The following is a 15,823-nucleotide window of genomic DNA, read 5'->3' as shown; positions in this document are numbered from 1 at the left end:
GTACGACGTGCCTCGACAGACAGGGAGCCCGAGGATGCCCTCACCACCGCATTCGGCGAGAGGTGACATCGGCCGACGTGTTGCCACGCGTCGCAAGCAGCTCGGGCTGTCCAGGCAGGATGTGGCGTTGCGCGCGGCTGCCGCCCCCGGCTACATCGAATACGTGGAGGAGCACTCGTCGGCGGCGCCGGGCAGCGGCTTTCTGCTTCGGCTGGCCAACGCCCTCGAAACATCCGTCGAGGAGCTGACGGGGTCGACCGAGGAGTTGCCTGCGGGGCTCGCGAAAGCTGCCCGGCAGGCCCAAATGGTGGAACTCGATGAATTCGAGTCCTGGGCCCTGCTCGGTGATCACGGTGTGGGGAGGGTCGCACTTGCCGGAGGGGACGGGCCGGTCGTGCTGCCGTTGAACTACCAGGTTCTGGACGGTGAGGTCATGTTCAGCACGGCCGAGCACTCCCCGCTCGCCGACGCCGACGGCACAGAGATCGCGTTCGAGGCCGATCACATCGACGACGCCTTCAGCAGAGGGTGGAGCGTGCTGCTCGTCGGGGCCGTTCGAGCTGTGGCGGAGGAGGAAGCGGCTCGCCGGCTCAGAGAGGCCGCGTACTCGACCCCGTGGGCGGGGGAAGGGCGCCGGCACGTCATGGTGCTCTCGCCGCGACGCGTCACCGGGCGCAAGATCGTCGTGCCTGGTGCACCGGGCGACGACGCCTGATTTCGGGGCACGTCGAAAGTCCGGCTCCGGCCCTCCCGGTGTGCTCACTCGTGGGGGACGCCGGCGGCACCCGGGAAGCAAGGAGCAGTCGAACATCCCGTTGCCCGGCCTCTTGAGCGGCCCATCGCGCTGCCGCAGCACTTTCGGGCGAGCCGTCCACTCCGACGGTGACGTGACGAGTCATGACAGGGCCTCCTCGGGCCAGGTTCCGGATGGGAACCACGTATCCAGCCTCGCCGGGCGCTTTCGGCAGCGGGAGGGCCGACAGGTCCCGATCGGGGCCCAAGGGCCCCTCCTCGTTTGCTGCCGCTCGGTGCGACGGTAGTCCAGTACCCCTGGGCCACTCCCGAGGAGATGCCATGACCAGCGACTTTCCCGGCCCCCCGGAACTCGGGGCTGTTGTCGTCGGCATAGACGCATCCCCGCAAGCACGGGCGGCTGCCCTGTGGGCGGCCGCGGAAGCCGACCGTCGCGGGCGGCCGCTGCACATTGTCCATGCCACCGATACCGACCGGCGCGCCATCCTCTCGTCAGCCGACACCATCCGGGCGCTGCGCGAAACGGCACGCGACCTGCTGGCCGTCACAGCAGACGCCGTGGGCGAACGGTTTCCCGGCCTGACCGTGACGAAGGAACTCAGCCGGCAGGAGCCGGTGGCCGTCCTGTACGCGGCTGCCGGGAATCGGGGAACGATCGTCGTGGGGAGCAGAGGGCTGGGTGGGTTCGGTGCTTTGCTGCTCGGTTCCGTAGGTCTGGGTGTGGCGGCGCGGACGAAGGTGCCGGTGATTGTCGTACGCGGCGGACTGGACCGGGCCGAGACGGGTTCGGTCACTGCGGCTGTGTACGGTGCGTCCGATCTCGACTGGCTGACGGTCGCGGCCGCCGAGGCACAGGCACGTAAAGCGTCACTGCGTCTGATGAGCGTGTGCGATGTGCTGGCTCACGTCGGCAGCGTCACGACCATGCTCGACGACATCGGCGGGATCGCCGAGCAGAGAGTGGACGAGGTGTCCGCCATGGCCGATCGCGTCCGGGCTCGCTGCCCCGGCCTTACGGTCACCCATCACGTCGAGACGGGAACGAGCGTCCCCGGTGTCCTCGTCGAGGCGACGGTCCACACCGACCTGCTGGTCATGGGCACCAGGCATCGAGTGTTCCGGGCGGGACCGGCGCTGGGGCGTGTCAGTCATGCGTTGCTCCATCACGGGCGGTGTCCCGTCGAAATCATCCCCCCGACTTCGCGGTGGCGGGCGATGAACCGTGACTGACCCTTGGTGTCGACTCGATCTCTCGGTGGCGCCCGCCAGTTTCGCAAGGGTGAAACAGCACGCGGCAGGGCGCCCAGGCCCGGAAAGGAGCACATGATGACACGCGCGAAGGCTGAACACAGGCGCAGCTTCCTTCCCGATCTCGTGGACCGGTTCGGCAGCGAGTTTCCCGGGCTCCCCGGCTGGCGTCCCGGGTCGGCCGCTCACTCCATCCCGATCGAGGTGTCGAACCGGGAGGGCGAGTACGTCCTGCGCGCTCAACTGCCGGGCATGGAACCGGAATCGGATATTCGTGTCACGGTCGACGACAACCTCATCACTGTGCACGCGGACCATGCCGAGTCGCAGGAGGACAAGGAGCACTCCGAGTTCCGTTACGGATCCTTCCGACGAACGGTGCGTCTGCCCGGCACGATCCGTCCGGACAAGGTCGATGCCTCCTACACGGACGGTGTCCTCACCGTTCGTGCCGCACTGTTGGACCGGGTGGAGGAGAGCGAGTACAGCGTCCCGGTGAAGCGCGGCAACGACCAGGGTGAGGCGTGACATGAGCTCGAAGCGCGTACCGGAGCAACTCCGCCACTGCTCTGTCCTCGTCCGGCCCACCGATCTCGGCGGACTGTTGTGGGTCCAGTCGCGCCGGCCGAATGTTTCCGGCTGCTCCGCCCCCGAACACACGGTCACCTAATGGTGAGGACCTCGTCGACCGGCCTGCGCGGGGTGGCCGCTCCCGGAGGACCGTAGCCGAGCCTGAGCAGCATGTGGATGAAGCCGGTGGCAGAGCTGGGATCGCGTGCGAAGGAACGGAGTTCGGGCCATTCGAGAGGCTGTGACATCAGCGAGGTCGCGAGTCCGTCCAGGGTGGCCCGAAGAAGCACGCGCTGTAGGGCCTGACCCGCCCTCAGCCAGTCCACGGAGCCGTCATTCACGGTGCCGAGCAGCGCTATCTGCGGTTGCTTCTCGAAGACTGCCTCGGCGCGGGCCCGCTGAACGCGCAGGGTGTCGAAGTCCCGTACGGGGGCGCTCACGCCGAACTGCCTCGGGCCGAAGGCGTCACCGGGAATCCCTTCGGTGTCCGGCCCTTCGCCTGCCCTGCCGGTGCGGGTCCAGGCGGCGATCTCCTCGCGCATCGAGGTACTGGCCGACTCGAAGAGCTCCGAGTCATGGACGAGTTCCATGACGGCTTCCGTGTGCCAGGTTCCCGGGACAACGAGCGTGCAGCCTTCCAGCTGAGCCGCTGCGGAGAGTCCGTCGAGTATCGCCGTCGGAATCTGCTCGTCGGAGAAGGGAAAGCGGCTGGTGTGCCGCTGCCGTACGGCGGGATACAGCGCCGACAACTCCCTTTCCGGGGAGCCGGCCTCCTGGAGCACCACATCAGCCAGATGCCAGGAATCCGACGAGTGGGGGAGCAAGCGCGGGAGGGCGGTCCAGCCGCGACGGGCGGCCGCAACGCGAAGATTGAACAGTGCGGCGCCGCACCCCAGGTGCAGGCCACGATTGTCGGGGTCACCGACCGGCATGGTCCGGACCGGATCGCCGTAGACGGCGAGCACCCCGGTGCTGGTGGAGAGGACGAACTTCCAGGGCTGGGAGTTGTGCATGGAGGGCGCCGTCACGGCATCCTCGACCAGCGATGTCACCACTGCCGCATCATCATCACTCATCGGCATGAGGGGTCCTGTCTCTGCGTGTGACCATCGGCGTCACGTGATCGGCGCCTCGGTGCGCCGTCCGGGACTGTTCTCAACCACAGTCTCCAACTGGAATGACTCGCACAGGAGGGGCCGAACGGTCCTCGGCCCGGGGCCGACCGGGCCGCGCCGGACTCCTTCCGGTGGGGACCTCCGCCGCGCCGGGACCTTTGGGCCCCTTCTTGCCCCTGAGGGCCCCTGACCAGCGCGGCCTGTGATGGCAACCTGAAGGTGAGTCCGTGCCCCGACGCTTGTACCAACCGGACCGGCTTGCGAGGCACGGTCTCTGCCCGCCGGCTCACGCGCACCGTTCGGCCGGACTCGTCACCCGCCCCGCACCGGACATGGGGAACCTGTCATGAGCAGCAACGTGGACCGCCGCGAAATCGTCATCGGTATCGACCCCGCCAAGGACTGGCACCTGGCTCTGGCATGGGCCGTGGACGAGACCCACCGCCGCCGGTCGGCGCTGCGGCTCGTCGTAGTGGTCCAGCCCCGGCACGACACCCAGCACGTGGACGACACCCCTCGCCAGATGGAACTCGAACGCGTTGGTGCGGATGTGCTGGAGGCGGCGGTCGCCTGGGCGCACGCCCGATGGCCGGGCGTGCGGACGACGCCTTCGCTCCTGGGCGGACATCCTGGGCCGACGCTGGCGCACCTCTCGAAGGACGCGCTCATGGTGGTGCTCGGCTCACGGCATCTGAACCGTGCGGAGGAGTTCCTCAGCGCCGGCTCCCTCGTGGTACCCGTTGCCGCGCAGGCGCACTGCCCGGTTGTCGTCGTCGGCGACGTGGAGCACAGCACTCAGGATCCGCAGTACTTGGTGGTGGGTGTCGACGGAAGCGAGTCCTCGAAGGCAGCCCTGGTCCTGGCCTTCGAGGAGGCCGCCCTGCGCGGTTGCGCGCTGCGCGCCATCGCGGTGTGGCAGCCCCCGGCCTTCTCGCTCCACCGGGGTGACGAATCTCTGCGGGCCGAGCGTCGCCTGTTGTCGGAGACCCTCGCCGGCTGGGCGGAGAAGTACCCGGACGTCAGGTTGCACCACGAGGTGCTGACCGGGTACCCCGTCGAGGTTCTGGCAGAGGCTTCCGAGCATGCCCTGGCCGTGGTGGTGGGACGCAGAGGGCAAGGTGGCTACACCGGAATGCGCGTCGGCTCTGTCGTTCACGGTCTGCTGCACCGCGCGATGTGCCCGGTGATCACTGTCCCTGTCGTGTGAAGCGATTGTGGTGACTCCGGCGGCGCGGAGAACGGGTTCCGGTGTCCTGACGCCGATTGACCGGGCCCGCCGGGCCGGAACCGCCCCGCTGCTTGCCGAACCCCCGCGAGGGGACTTCCGTATCCCCGAGATCCGCAGAATGCGGCGTACACCGCACGGCCAGGGCCTCGTACGTCACGTGGAGTAGCAGGGCGGCGCTTCGGGGTGAGCCGATGGACGGCCGGGCTTAGGTTGGAGGGAAGCGCGGATCCGCGCTGTCCGGCCTCATCGTCTCCACGGAGGTATGCCATGGGCCGGGATGACTCGGAGGGCCGGGCGGCCAGGATTCCGCGCCTGAGACTCGACGAGCTGCTGGAGGAGCTCCAGGGCCGCCTGGACGAAGTCCGGGGAACGAGCGATCGTCTGAACGGGCTGCTCGAAGCCGTCATGTCCGTGGGCCGGGAACTGGACCTTCCACAGGTTCTGCGCGGGATCGTCGAGGCTGCCGTCACGCTGGTCGACGCCGAATACGGTGCTTTGGGCGTGATCGGGGATGACGAGAAGCTGGCCGAGTTCATCCCCATCGGCGTCAGCGACGACGTACGGGAGCTGATCGGCCACCTCCCCGCCGGGCACGGAATTCTCGGTGAGCTGATCCGCCACCCGGTGCCACTGAGGCTGAGCGAACTCTCGGAACACCCGGCCTCGTACGGCTTCCCGCCCCATCACCCGCCCATGCACTCGTTCCTCGGCGTGCCCGTTCGGGTCCGCGACGAGGTCTTCGGGAATCTCTACCTCACCGAGAAGCGGGGAGCGCCGGAATTCGACGAGGAGGACGAGGCGGTCGTCGCCACCCTGGCCGTGGCAGCCGGCATCGCCATCGAGAACGCCCGCCTCTACGACGAGGGCCGGCGCCGGCAGAGGTGGCTGGCGGCGAGCTCCGACTTCACGAGCGCCCTGCTGTCAGGTTCCACCGAGTCCGAGGTTCTCGAAGGAATGCTGGAACGCGCCGTGGACATCGCCGGTGCCGACCTGGGGGCCTTCTACCTTGTCGGGCCGAACGGGGAACTGACCGGTTCGCTCGCTCTGGGGGAGGAGGCCCACGCCCATCGGGGAATCGTGCTGCCGAGCAGCCAGGGGACTCTTGCGGCTGCCGCACTTGCCGAGAACGGCCTCATCACAATGGCGGACGTCGGCAGCGACGCCCGGATCACGGTGCAGCCGGAGCGGTGGGAGGGCTTCGGACCGGCGGTGGCGGTCAGCGTGGGGACCGAGGAGAACCTGAGCGGCGTCCTGGTCCTGGCGCGACGTCGCGGCATGCCCACGTTCGTCAGCGCCGAGGTTGCCGCGCTGCCGAGCTTCGCCGGGCAGGCCGCACTGGCACTCGAACTGGCCGACCGGCGAAGAGACGCCGAACAGGTGAGCATCCTGGAGGACCGCGACCGGATCGCGCGTGACCTTCATGACCTGGCGATCCAGCGACTCTTCGCGACGGGGATGACACTGCAGAGCGCGCGCCCCTTCGTCGGGCACCCCGAAGCCACCGAGCGGTTGAACCGCGCCATCGATGATCTCGACTCCACGATCAAGATCATCCGTACCACCATCTTCGGTCTCAGGGAGCACGAGACGCCGGGAAAGACTCCCAAACTCAGGTCCAGAGTCCTTCAGACGGTGGACAACGCCACGCCCGCACTGGGCTTCGCCCCTGCCCTGCGCATGGAGGGCCTGATCGACACGGACGTTCCTGTGGAGGTGGCCGATCAGATGATCGCGGTCATCGGAGAGGCGCTGAGCAACGTCGCCCGCCACGCGCGGGCGCGCCAGGTGGAGGTAGCGGTGGTCGCGGACGCCGGCCTGCTGGTGGTGACCGTGACCGATGACGGCGTCGGTATGCCGGAAGGAGCCCACCGCAGCGGCTTGCGAAATCTGGCAGAGCGTGCGGAGCGCCTGGGCGGGACTCTGTCCGTCAGCGCATGCCCGACACCTCGCGGCGGAACGGTGCTCGACTGGCGGGTGCCGCTGCTCCCGGGAGACGTTTGAGCAGCCTGCGCACGCGTGAATGGATCAGCTCTCCTGTTCCCTGTGCTCCCGTACTTCCGCCGCGATGACGGCCGCCTGCACCCGGCGTTCCACGCCGAGCTTCCCGAGAAGCCGGGAGATGTGATTCTTGACAGTCTTCTCCGACAGATACAGGCGCTCGGCGATCTGGCGGTTGGTGAGGCCCTCGCCGATCAGGTCGAGGACGGAGTGCTCCCGCTCCGACAGCACCGAAAGTCTCTCGTCCTGCGGGTGACTGCCCGCCTCAGGACCGCGCACGGAGCGCAGGAGCCGGGCCGTGGTCGCGGGATCCAGCATCGACTGGCCCTTCGCCACTGTCCGGACAGCAGCCACCAGATCCGACCCGTTGATCTGCTTCAGTACGTACCCGGCGGCACCCGCCATGATCGCATCGAGCAGGGCGTCCTCGTCGTCGAAGGACGTCAGCATCAGACAGGCCAGGTCCGGCATGCGCGAGCGCAGTTCCCGGCACACCGTGATGCCGTCACCGTCGGACAGCCGGACGTCCAGCACGGCGACATCGGGCCTGAGCGCCGGACCCCGGGCCAGTGCCTGGTCGGCGGTGGCCGCCTCGCCGACAACCTCCAGACCGGGCTCCGCGTCCAGGAGATCGCGGATTCCCCGGCGGACCACTTCATGGTCATCGAGAAGGAAGACGCGGATCTGCGCATCGGCCGAGGCGGTCGAGTCGTCGGACATCTACAGTCCCTGGAGGTCGGGAGCACTTTGCCCCTCCTCCCGCCATTGTCGCAGGGACAAGCCCGACGCACCCGGGGAGCGATGCTCCCCCCTGCGTGGGAGCTGCCCGCGCAGGGACGCCTGACGGGATGCTCGTCAAGGTCCATGCGTACGTCCACGAGGCCCGCACCGGCCCTGGAATTCTCTTCGGCGCCCCGAGACGGCAGTGCGCTGACCTTCCACTCGGCCATCAGACGGACGATCTCCCTGTGCGGAGCACGATCCGTTCCTACGGTTCGATGACCAGCACCTGACGGAGAGGACGACGTGGAGTGCGAGGACCCACGGGGCCGTATCCCATGCGGATGATCATCTGAGGATGTCCCGTGCCCAGCACGGGATCCCGCAACGTCCATCGCAGCTCGGGCCACTCAAGCGGCTGTGTCGCGAAGGAGGCGCAGACGCCCTTCGCGGTCGCCGAGAGCAGAACGCGCTCCAGTGCCTGGCCGGCCCTGAGCCAGTCCAGCGGACGGTCGCCCCTCGTGCTCAGCAGACCCAGCTGAGGCCGTCGCTCGAACCGGACCCGGACACGTCCTGGGGGAGCGGCGGTAGCCGCGAAGTCGCGGGTGGTAGACCTGCCGGACGCGTCCCCCGGACCGAACGCGTAGTCGGGGACGCCGTCGAGGGGTGCGTCGGTCTTCGTGTCCCGGGTCCAGTAGCGCAGTTCCGCATCACGCGCGGGGTCCACGCGGTCGTACCTCGCGGCCTCGCTGATCAACTGGAGCACGGTGTCCAGATGGATGGAGTCGATGAACCTGAACTCCGCGTGCTCAGCCTGTGCGGCATCGGAGAACAGAGAGCGGAGCCCCGAGGGGATCGGCTGCTCGGCGAATGGGAAGCGGCAGGTGTGTCTGTCCGGTATCGCTGAATGCAGCTCCGCGAGCCGCGGGTCCGCCTCTCCTGCCGGAGTATCCGCCGGCGGAGCCAGACGGGCCTCGGCCAGCAAAGCCGGATCCGCCGGCGCGGGAAGGAGCGCGATCGCCGCTGCCAGACCGTGGTGGGCAGCTGAAACCCGCAGGTTCAGCAGAGCGGCTCCGCAGCCCACGAGGAGCTCGCGGGTCGACGGGTCCGCCTCCGGCATGGTGCGCGCGAAGTCGGCCCGTAGCGTGATCACGTGGGCGGAGCGGTCATAACGGAACTGCCAGGGCTGCGAGTTGTGCAGGGAGGGTGCGGCAGTGGCGTCGGTGACCAGAGCGGTCACCGTTGTGTCGCTCGGTGAAGTGGTCAGCATCTGAATCTCCCGGCGAAACTGTGCGGAAGCGCTACTCATCAAGCCTCGGTCCGCGCGCACGGGCACGGAAAGGGGCCGTTCTTCCCCGAAGAGGGCCGGATGGCCGTGCGGTCAGTCCTGAAGATCCTCGTTCTGCGGCGGATACCTGGGGTGGTCCGGCCGGTCTCGCGACCCCTGTCGTGAGAGAAATGTGAGACGTGGGAGCGTGGTCGGGTGAGTGAGACGACTACGAACACCCTGCAATACCGCTTTGACGGGCCCGAAGACGCACCCGTGCTGGTGATCGGCCCCTCCCTCGGCACCACCTGGCACATGTGGGACCGGCAGATAGCCGAGCTCACCCAGCACTGGAGAGTCTTCCGCTTCGACCTCCCGGGCCACGGTGGCGCGCCCGCACACCCGGCCACCGCCGTCGGTGAGCTCGCAGACCGGCTGCTCGCCACCCTCGACGGCCTCGGCGTCCAGCGCTTCGGATACGCGGGCTGCTCCATCGCCGGCGCGATCGGGGCCGAGCTCGCGCTGCGCCACCCGCACCGAGTGGCATCGCTGGCCCTGGTGGCCGCCTCCGCGCGGTTCGGCAGCGCCGACGAGTTCCGGCAGCGCGGGGTGATCGTCCGGACCAACGGGCTGGAGCCGATGGCCCGCGCGGCCCCGGAGCGGTGGTTCACCTCGGGGTTCGCCGCCGCGCAGCCGGCCATCGTCGAGTGGGCCGTCCAGATGGTCCGGACCACCGACCCCGGGTGCTACATAGCCGCCTGCGAGGCCCTCGCCGCCTTCGACATCCGCGGGGAGCTGGGCCGGATCGGTGTCCCCACGCTCGTCCTGGTCGGGGCGGAGGACCAGGTCACCGGGCCCGGTGACGCCCGCACCCTGGTCGCGGGGATACCCGATGCCCGGCTGGCCCTGGTCCCCGGCGCCTCGCACCTGGCCCCGGTCGAACAGCCCGGAGCCGTCACCGATCTCCTGCTCACCCACTTCTCCGCCGCCTGGCAGGACACCCAGGCGGCGATCCCGGCGCCCGCCTTCGCCCCCCGGCTCTCCGCCCCCGTACTGCCCGTCGCGGAGATCACGGCGGCCACCGCGCGGCCCGCGGACCCCTCGCAGGGGCGCGCCGATCCGTACCCGCAGGGCATGCGGATCCGCCGCGAGGTGCTCGGGGACGCCCATGTGGACGGGGCCACGGCCGCCTCCGACGGGTTCACGGACGACTTCCAGGAGCTCGTCACCCGATACGCCTGGGGCGAGGTGTGGGGCCGGGAGGGGCTGGACCGGCGCATGCGCAGCACTGTCACGCTCACCGCGCTGGTCGCCTCCGGGCACCTGGAGAGCCTGGCCGCACACGTCAGCGCGGCCCTGCGCAACGGTCTCACCCCGGTCGAGATCCGGGAGGTCCTGCTGCAGACGGCCGTCTACTGCGGCATTCCGGCCGCGAGTGCCGCCTTCACGGTCGCGCAGTCGGTGATTCAGGCAGAGACGACACCGCCCGCGTAGCAGGATGGGACACATGAACGCTGTGAATCCCGAGCCGTTCGCGCTCACGCTGACCAAGAAGTTCCACTCCTGCATCCGTCTGGAGAAGGCCGGGCGCACGCTCGTCATCGACCCGGGCGGCTTCTCCGAACAGGACGCCGCGATCGGCGCGGAGGCCATCCTGGTCACACACGAACACCCCGACCACTACAACGAGGAGCGGCTGCGGGCCGGCCTGGAGGCCAACCCCGCCGCCGAGGTGTGGACCCTGCGCAGCGTGGCCGGGCAGCTGAGCGCGGCGTTCCCCGGGCGGGTCCACACCGTCGGGCACGGTGACACCTTCACCGCCGCCGGGTTCGACGTCCAGGTGCACGGCGAACTCCACGCGGTGATCCACCCGGACATCCCGAGGATCACCAACATCGGCTTCCTGGTCGACGGCTCGCTCTTCCACCCCGGTGACGCGCTCACGGTGCCCGACCGGCCGGTCGACACGCTGATGCTTCCGGTGATGGCGCCGTGGAACAAGATCTCCGAGGTCATCGACTACGTCCGAGAGGTGAAGCCGCGCCGCGCCATCGACATCCACGACGCGCTGCTCACCGATCTCGCCCGCCCGGTCTACGACAACCAGATCGGCGGCCTCGGCGGTACCGACCACGGCCGGCTGGCGCCGGGGGAGTCGACGGAGGTGTGAGCGGGCGGCGCCCCGGCGGCCGCCGCGCGTATCGATGTCAGTGGGAGCCGCTAGGTTTACGTACATGCGCATCGCCACCTGGAACGTCAATTCGATCACCGCCCGCCTGCCCCGGCTGCTCGCCTGGCTGGAGAGCACCGGCACGGACGTGCTGTGCATCCAGGAGACCAAGTGCACCGCGGAGCAGTTCCCCGCGGAGGCGCTCCGCGAGCTCGGTTACGAATCCGCGGTCAACGCCACCGGCCGGTGGAACGGGGTGGCGATCGTCTCCCGGGCCGGGCTGTCCGACGTCGTGACGGGGCTTCCGGACGGCCCCGCGTACGACGGCGTGCAGGAGCCGCGCGCGATCAGCGCGACCTGCGGTCCGCTGCGCCTCTGGTCGGTGTACGTCCCCAACGGCCGCGAGGTCGAGCACGAGCACTACGCGTACAAGCTGAGCTGGTTCGAGGCGCTGCAGACGGCGGTCGCGGCGGACGCCGCCGGAGCGCTGCCGTTCGCGGTCATCGGTGACTTCAACGTCGCCCCGACCGACGAGGACGTCTGGGACCCGGCCCTCTTCGAAGGCGCCACCCATGTCACGCCCGCCGAGCGGGCCGCCCTCGCGGCGCTGCGCGAGGAGGGCCTCTCCGACATCGTGCCGCGCCCCCTGAAGTACGACCGCCCCTACACCTTCTGGGACTACCGCGAGCTGCGCTTCCCGAAGAACAAGGGCATGCGGATCGACCTCGTCTACGGCAACGCCCCGTTCACCGCCGCCGTCAAGGACAGCTACGTGGACCGCGAGGAGCGCAAGGGCAAGGGCGCGTCCGACCACGCCCCGGTGGTCGTCGACCTCGACCTCTGAGCAGTGTGTGCGGGCTCGGGTGTCCGAGCCCGCACAGCTTCTTTCACGCGACGATCAGCCGGGGCCCGCTGCCCCGCCCGGCACGGCTGCCGCCTCCGGCGCCGGGCGGCAGGCCCATGCGGTCCCGGCGGTAGCGAGCGCCAGGGCCATCAGCAGCGCGCTCACCCAGAGCGGCGCCCGGAAGCCGTACCCCGCACCGATCGCGAGCCCGCCGAGCCACGGTCCGAGCGCGCCGCCCACGTTGAACGCCGCGGTGGCGAAAGACCCGGCCAGCGTCGGCGCACCGGCCGCCAGCCGGAACACGTGCGAGATCAGCGCGGTGCCGGTGCCGAACGCCAGCATCCCCTGGACGAGAACGAGGACCACCACCGACGCCGGGCTGCCCGCCGTACACGCGAACAGGGCCCAGCCGAGGGCCAGCGCCACCAGACCGGCGGCGGTCAGCGCGACGGGCCGGGAGTCGATGACCCGGCCGCAGACGGTGACCCCGATGAACGAGCCGACCCCGAACAGGGCGAGCAGGACCGGCACCCACGCGGAGCCGAACCCGGTGACCCGCGTGACGATCGGTTCGAGGTACGAGAACGCGCAGAAGGTCGCGCCCTGGACGAGCGCGCTCGTCAGCAGCGTCAGCCGCAGTCCGCGCCCGGACAGGCTGCTCAGTTCGGCGCGGGCGCTCGGCAGGGCGGACGGGGGCCGGCCCGCCGGAATCGCCGCCGCGATCACGGCGATCGCCGGCAGCGAGACGAGGGCGACGGCCCAGAACGCCGCCCGCCACCCCCACTGCCCGCCCAGCCACGCCCCGGCCGGCACCCCCGCCACACAGGCGACGGTGACGCCCCCGACCACCACGGAGGTGGCGCGGGCGCGGGCCCCGGGCCCGGCCAGGGCGACCGCGGTCACCAGGGCGACGGCCCAGAATCCGGCGTTCGCCAGCGCGCCGACGACCCGCGTCGCGAGCAGCAGACCGTAGCTGGAGGTGACCGCGCCGATGACATGGACGGCCGCGAAGACGCCGAGGAAGAACAACAGGGCGCGGCGGCGGGGCCAGTTACGCCCCAGCAGCGCCATCAACGGCGCCCCGATCACGAGCCCGACGGCGAAGGCCGACGTCAGGAGGGCCGCGGCGGGGATGGAGACGTGGAGCTCGGCGGAGATGCCCGAGAGCAGGCCGGACAGCATGAACTCGGAAGTGCCCTGCGCGAAGACGGCGAGCCCGAGCGCGTATACGGAAAATGGCATGAAGGAACCCCATGGACGGCTGATGGACAGAACCGGTTGGGGAAGCGGGCCGCACCCGCTCGATTCGACGAGCGGTGACACGGCGGAACGGTCAGCGCGATCGTGGCCGTGAGCCGGCACGTCGGCGGAGCCGTGAATACCGGGGGATCAGCACCCCGGTGCGTAGGCCGAAAGGCAACCCGCGACCGCATGGGTCCGGGACGGCAGCCGTCTGCGGCCGGCGAGGACCCTCAGGTCCGGCCGGTCCGGAGGCCACCGCGGACCGGTGGCCGGATTCTGTCGGACTCGGGGCTGCACATGAGGCGAAAGTACCAGCCCGCGGCGGGCCGTCACCACCGCTTTCAGCGGGCCGCGCGTCCTGTGGTGCGGACACGGGCCGGGATGCGACCCTGAGCGGTATGAACATCCCTTTCTTGGACAACTGGCGTAAGCGTCACGACGGTACGCCGGAGACGGGGCTCGCCGCCGCCGTCGACGCCGATCCGGAAGGCGTGGCCCAGTTGCTCGCCGAATGTGACCTGCTCCGCGTCCGGGCGGGGGAGCGTGGGCTCGAACTCGACGACAGCCCGGCCTCGTTGGCGGCTCTGGACCAGCTTCCGCCACGCTGGCGCGAGGATCCGGAGGAGCTGCCCTGGCTGGGCAACGACGCGGGGCTCTACCTGGGCACGGTACTGGTGCGCAACGTTCCCGGCGCGCACTGGCACATCTGGCCGAGCGGTCAGCCCGTGGTGCGGCTCGCGTCCGGGCGTGAGATCGATGTGGTCGAGGCCGGTCTGGGCTGGGCGATGTCCGGCAGCCCCGAGCTGTCCCAGCTCTACTCGGAGTCGGCCGAGGGCTGAGAAGGCCGGTATCCGGACCCGTTCCGCGGCCCGGCTAGATAAAACGCCTTATGCCCCATTTACGCGTGTCGGGTGTGAAGTCCCTTGCCGGGATGGATAGTTTGCGCTGACCTGGACCAAGCGGACAAGTGGGTAGGGCAGCGTATGGCCGTCGATCCGTTGATCGAGCTGCGTGACGTCAATAAGTTCTACGGAAAGTTGCACGTACTGCAGGACATCAATCTCACCGTCGGCCGCGGAGAGGTGGTGGTGGTCATCGGCCCCTCGGGCTCCGGCAAGTCAACGCTCTGCCGGACGATCAACCGGCTCGAAACGATCGAGTCGGGCCACATCACGCTCGACGGCAGACCCCTTCCCGAGGAAGGCAGGGGGCTCGCCGAGCTGAGGGCCGAAGTCGGCATGGTCTTCCAGTCGTTCAACCTGTTCGCGCACAAGACCGTACTGGCGAACGTCTCGCTCGCCCAGCTCAAGGTCCGCAAGCGGAAGAAGGACGAGGCCGACCGGCGCTCCCGGGAACTGCTGGACCGCGTGGGGCTCGCCGCGCAGGCCGACAAGTACCCGGCCCAGCTCTCCGGCGGCCAGCAGCAGCGGGTGGCCATCGCCCGCGCCCTCGCGATGGACCCCAAGGCGCTCCTCTTCGACGAGCCCACCTCCGCGCTCGACCCGGAGATGATCAACGAGGTGCTGGAAGTGATGCAGCAGCTCGCCCGGGAGGGCATGACGATGGTTGTCGTCACGCACGAGATGGGCTTCGCCCGGTCCGCCGCCAACCGGGTCGTCTTCATGGCCGACGGCCGCATCGTCGAGGACCGCGTCCCGGAGGACTTCTTCACCGCACCGGAGAGCGACCGCGCCAAGGACTTCCTGTCCAAGATCCTCAAGCACTGACGGGAGGCCCTGTGTTGCGTACGAGAAAAGTACTGGCCGTCTGTGCCGTCCTGCTGCTGGCCCTCCTCGCCGCCGGCTGCGGCAAGGACGGCAGCCCGCCGGTGAAGGGCCCGAAGGCCGGGGCGCTGCCCGTGTACCGGGTCGACACCGCCTTCCGGCTGCCGGACTCCAGAACCTGGACGCAGGCGAAGAAGCGCGGATACCTGCGGGTGGGCGCCAAGGAGGACCAGCCCTACCTGGGCGAGAAGGACCCCGCCACCGGCGTCTACTCCGGCTTCGACATCGAGATCGCCCGGATGATGTCGGCCGCGCTCGGCTTCGACCCCAAGACGATCCGGTTCAAGACGATCGCCTCCGCCAACCGTGAGACGGCGTTGCAGAACGGGCAGATCGACTACTACGTCGGCACCTACACGATCAACGACATGCGCAAGAAGCTCGTCGGATTCGCCGGCCCCTACTACATGGCCGGGCAGGGGCTGCTGGTCCGCACGGACGAGAACGACATCCACGGCCCGCAGGACCTGGCGGGCAAGACGGTCTGCTCCGCGGCGGGTTCGACCCCGTACCAGCGGATCGCCGCCGACTACCCGAAGGCCGACCTGGTCTCGTACGACACGTACTCCATCTGCGTCGACAACCTGCTGACCTACCAGGTCGACGTCGTCACCACCGACGACGCGATCCTGCTCGGCTTCGCCGCCAAGGCGCCCGACGAGATGAAGGTCGTCGGCAAGCCCTTCTCGCAGGAGCCGTACGGCATCGGCGTCCCGCGCAACGACAACGCCCTGCGGGCCGCGCTGAACAACGCGCTGGAAGCCAACGAGAAGAACGGCAACTGGAAGAAGGCCTACGAGGCCACGCTCGGTCTCTCCGGGGCGCCCGCACCGAAGCCGCCGCCCATCGACCGCTACCCGGCGACCTGAGAGGACGACCAGAAC

At 69.5% G+C, this 15,823-nt stretch carries 16 protein-coding genes; 11 read left to right on the top strand and 5 right to left on the bottom strand.

What is annotated here, in order from left to right:
- Nucleotides 1-34: 34 nt before the first annotated feature.
- Nucleotides 35-715: a helix-turn-helix domain-containing protein gene (locus tag ACFVQ0_RS05035; RefSeq protein WP_390084634.1), complete on the top strand. Its 681-nt coding sequence runs from the start codon at nt 35-37 to the stop codon at nt 713-715.
- On the opposite strand, the gene ACFVQ0_RS05030 is transcribed toward ACFVQ0_RS05035, so the two are convergent.
- Entirely contained in the window at nt 666-899 is a 234-nt protein-coding gene (locus ACFVQ0_RS05030; RefSeq protein ID WP_390084632.1) for a universal stress protein, read from the bottom strand. The two genes, ACFVQ0_RS05035 and ACFVQ0_RS05030, sit on opposite strands and share 50 nt — an antisense overlap.
- Nucleotides 900-1,074: 175 nt before the next feature.
- On the opposite strand from ACFVQ0_RS05030, the gene ACFVQ0_RS05025 reads away from it, so the two are divergent.
- Nucleotides 1,075-1,983 carry a universal stress protein gene (locus ACFVQ0_RS05025; RefSeq protein WP_390084630.1) on the top strand — a complete coding sequence of 303 codons (909 nt, stop codon included), beginning with the start codon at nt 1,075-1,077 and terminating at the stop codon, nt 1,981-1,983.
- Nucleotides 1,984-2,079: 96 nt separating this feature from the next.
- Nucleotides 2,080-2,529, top strand: a complete 450-nt coding sequence (locus ACFVQ0_RS05020; protein ID WP_390084628.1) for an Hsp20/alpha crystallin family protein — start codon at nt 2,080-2,082, stop codon at nt 2,527-2,529.
- A gap of 134 nt (nt 2,530-2,663) precedes the next feature.
- On the opposite strand, the gene ACFVQ0_RS05015 is transcribed toward ACFVQ0_RS05020, so the two are convergent.
- Nucleotides 2,664-3,653, bottom strand: coding sequence for an Acg family FMN-binding oxidoreductase (locus tag ACFVQ0_RS05015; RefSeq protein ID WP_390084626.1), 990 nt, complete (start codon nt 3,651-3,653; stop codon nt 2,664-2,666).
- A 379-nt stretch (nt 3,654-4,032) separates the two neighbouring features.
- On the opposite strand from ACFVQ0_RS05015, the gene ACFVQ0_RS05010 reads away from it, so the two are divergent.
- Nucleotides 4,033-4,893 carry a universal stress protein gene (locus tag ACFVQ0_RS05010; protein ID WP_390084624.1) on the top strand — a complete coding sequence of 287 codons (861 nt, stop codon included), beginning with the start codon at nt 4,033-4,035 and terminating at the stop codon, nt 4,891-4,893.
- Between the two features lie 288 nt (nt 4,894-5,181).
- Nucleotides 5,182-6,915, top strand: coding sequence for a GAF domain-containing protein (locus ACFVQ0_RS05005; protein ID WP_390084622.1), 1,734 nt, complete (start codon nt 5,182-5,184; stop codon nt 6,913-6,915).
- Between the two features lie 24 nt (nt 6,916-6,939).
- Here ACFVQ0_RS05005 and ACFVQ0_RS05000 read toward each other — a convergent pair whose 3' ends face one another.
- Both ACFVQ0_RS05000 and ACFVQ0_RS04995 read right to left on the bottom strand, forming a co-directional pair.
- The gene (locus ACFVQ0_RS05000; protein WP_390084620.1) at nt 6,940-7,632 is read right to left on the bottom strand and encodes a response regulator; all 693 of its coding nucleotides are present in this window, start codon (nt 7,630-7,632) and stop codon (nt 6,940-6,942) included.
- 268 nt (nt 7,633-7,900) lie between these two features.
- Nucleotides 7,901-8,902 (bottom strand): Acg family FMN-binding oxidoreductase, encoded by a 1,002-nt coding sequence (locus ACFVQ0_RS04995; protein WP_390084618.1) that lies wholly within the window; start codon nt 8,900-8,902, stop codon nt 7,901-7,903.
- A gap of 213 nt (nt 8,903-9,115) precedes the next feature.
- On the opposite strand from ACFVQ0_RS04995, the gene ACFVQ0_RS04990 reads away from it, so the two are divergent.
- From ACFVQ0_RS04990 to ACFVQ0_RS04980, 3 genes are all read left to right on the top strand, one after another.
- Nucleotides 9,116-10,393: an alpha/beta fold hydrolase gene (locus ACFVQ0_RS04990; RefSeq protein ID WP_390084616.1), complete on the top strand. Its 1,278-nt coding sequence runs from the start codon at nt 9,116-9,118 to the stop codon at nt 10,391-10,393.
- Nucleotides 10,394-10,415: 22 nt separating this feature from the next.
- A complete protein-coding gene (locus tag ACFVQ0_RS04985; RefSeq protein ID WP_390085392.1) occupies nt 10,416-11,069 on the top strand; it encodes an MBL fold metallo-hydrolase in 654 nt (217 codons plus the stop codon).
- Between the two features lie 64 nt (nt 11,070-11,133).
- Complete coding sequence (locus ACFVQ0_RS04980; protein WP_390084614.1) at nt 11,134-11,913, top strand: exodeoxyribonuclease III; 780 nt, start codon at nt 11,134-11,136, stop codon at nt 11,911-11,913.
- Nucleotides 11,914-11,967: 54 nt separating this feature from the next.
- Here ACFVQ0_RS04980 and ACFVQ0_RS04975 read toward each other — a convergent pair whose 3' ends face one another.
- Nucleotides 11,968-13,155: a Cmx/CmrA family chloramphenicol efflux MFS transporter gene (locus ACFVQ0_RS04975; protein ID WP_390084612.1), complete on the bottom strand. Its 1,188-nt coding sequence runs from the start codon at nt 13,153-13,155 to the stop codon at nt 11,968-11,970.
- 398 nt (nt 13,156-13,553) lie between these two features.
- On the opposite strand from ACFVQ0_RS04975, the gene ACFVQ0_RS04970 reads away from it, so the two are divergent.
- The 3 genes from ACFVQ0_RS04970 to ACFVQ0_RS04960 all read left to right on the top strand — a co-directional run bounded on the left by ACFVQ0_RS04970 (nt 13,554) and on the right by ACFVQ0_RS04960 (nt 15,808).
- A complete protein-coding gene (locus ACFVQ0_RS04970; protein ID WP_390084610.1) occupies nt 13,554-13,994 on the top strand; it encodes a DUF6278 family protein in 441 nt (146 codons plus the stop codon).
- Nucleotides 13,995-14,138: 144 nt separating this feature from the next.
- On the top strand, nt 14,139-14,882 hold the full coding sequence (locus tag ACFVQ0_RS04965; protein ID WP_390084608.1) for an amino acid ABC transporter ATP-binding protein: 744 nt from the start codon (nt 14,139-14,141) through the stop codon (nt 14,880-14,882).
- Between the two features lie 14 nt (nt 14,883-14,896).
- A complete protein-coding gene (locus ACFVQ0_RS04960) occupies nt 14,897-15,808 on the top strand; it encodes a glutamate ABC transporter substrate-binding protein (protein WP_390084606.1) in 912 nt (303 codons plus the stop codon).
- Nucleotides 15,809-15,823: the final 15 nt, after the last annotated feature.

The organism is Streptomyces sp. NPDC057900 (genome assembly GCF_042887885.1).
In the GTDB taxonomy this organism is placed as follows: Bacteria; Actinomycetota; Actinomycetes; order Streptomycetales; family Streptomycetaceae; genus Streptomyces.
Note: the sequence above shows the minus strand (reverse complement) of the source record. Positions and strands in the feature narration are given on the sequence as shown.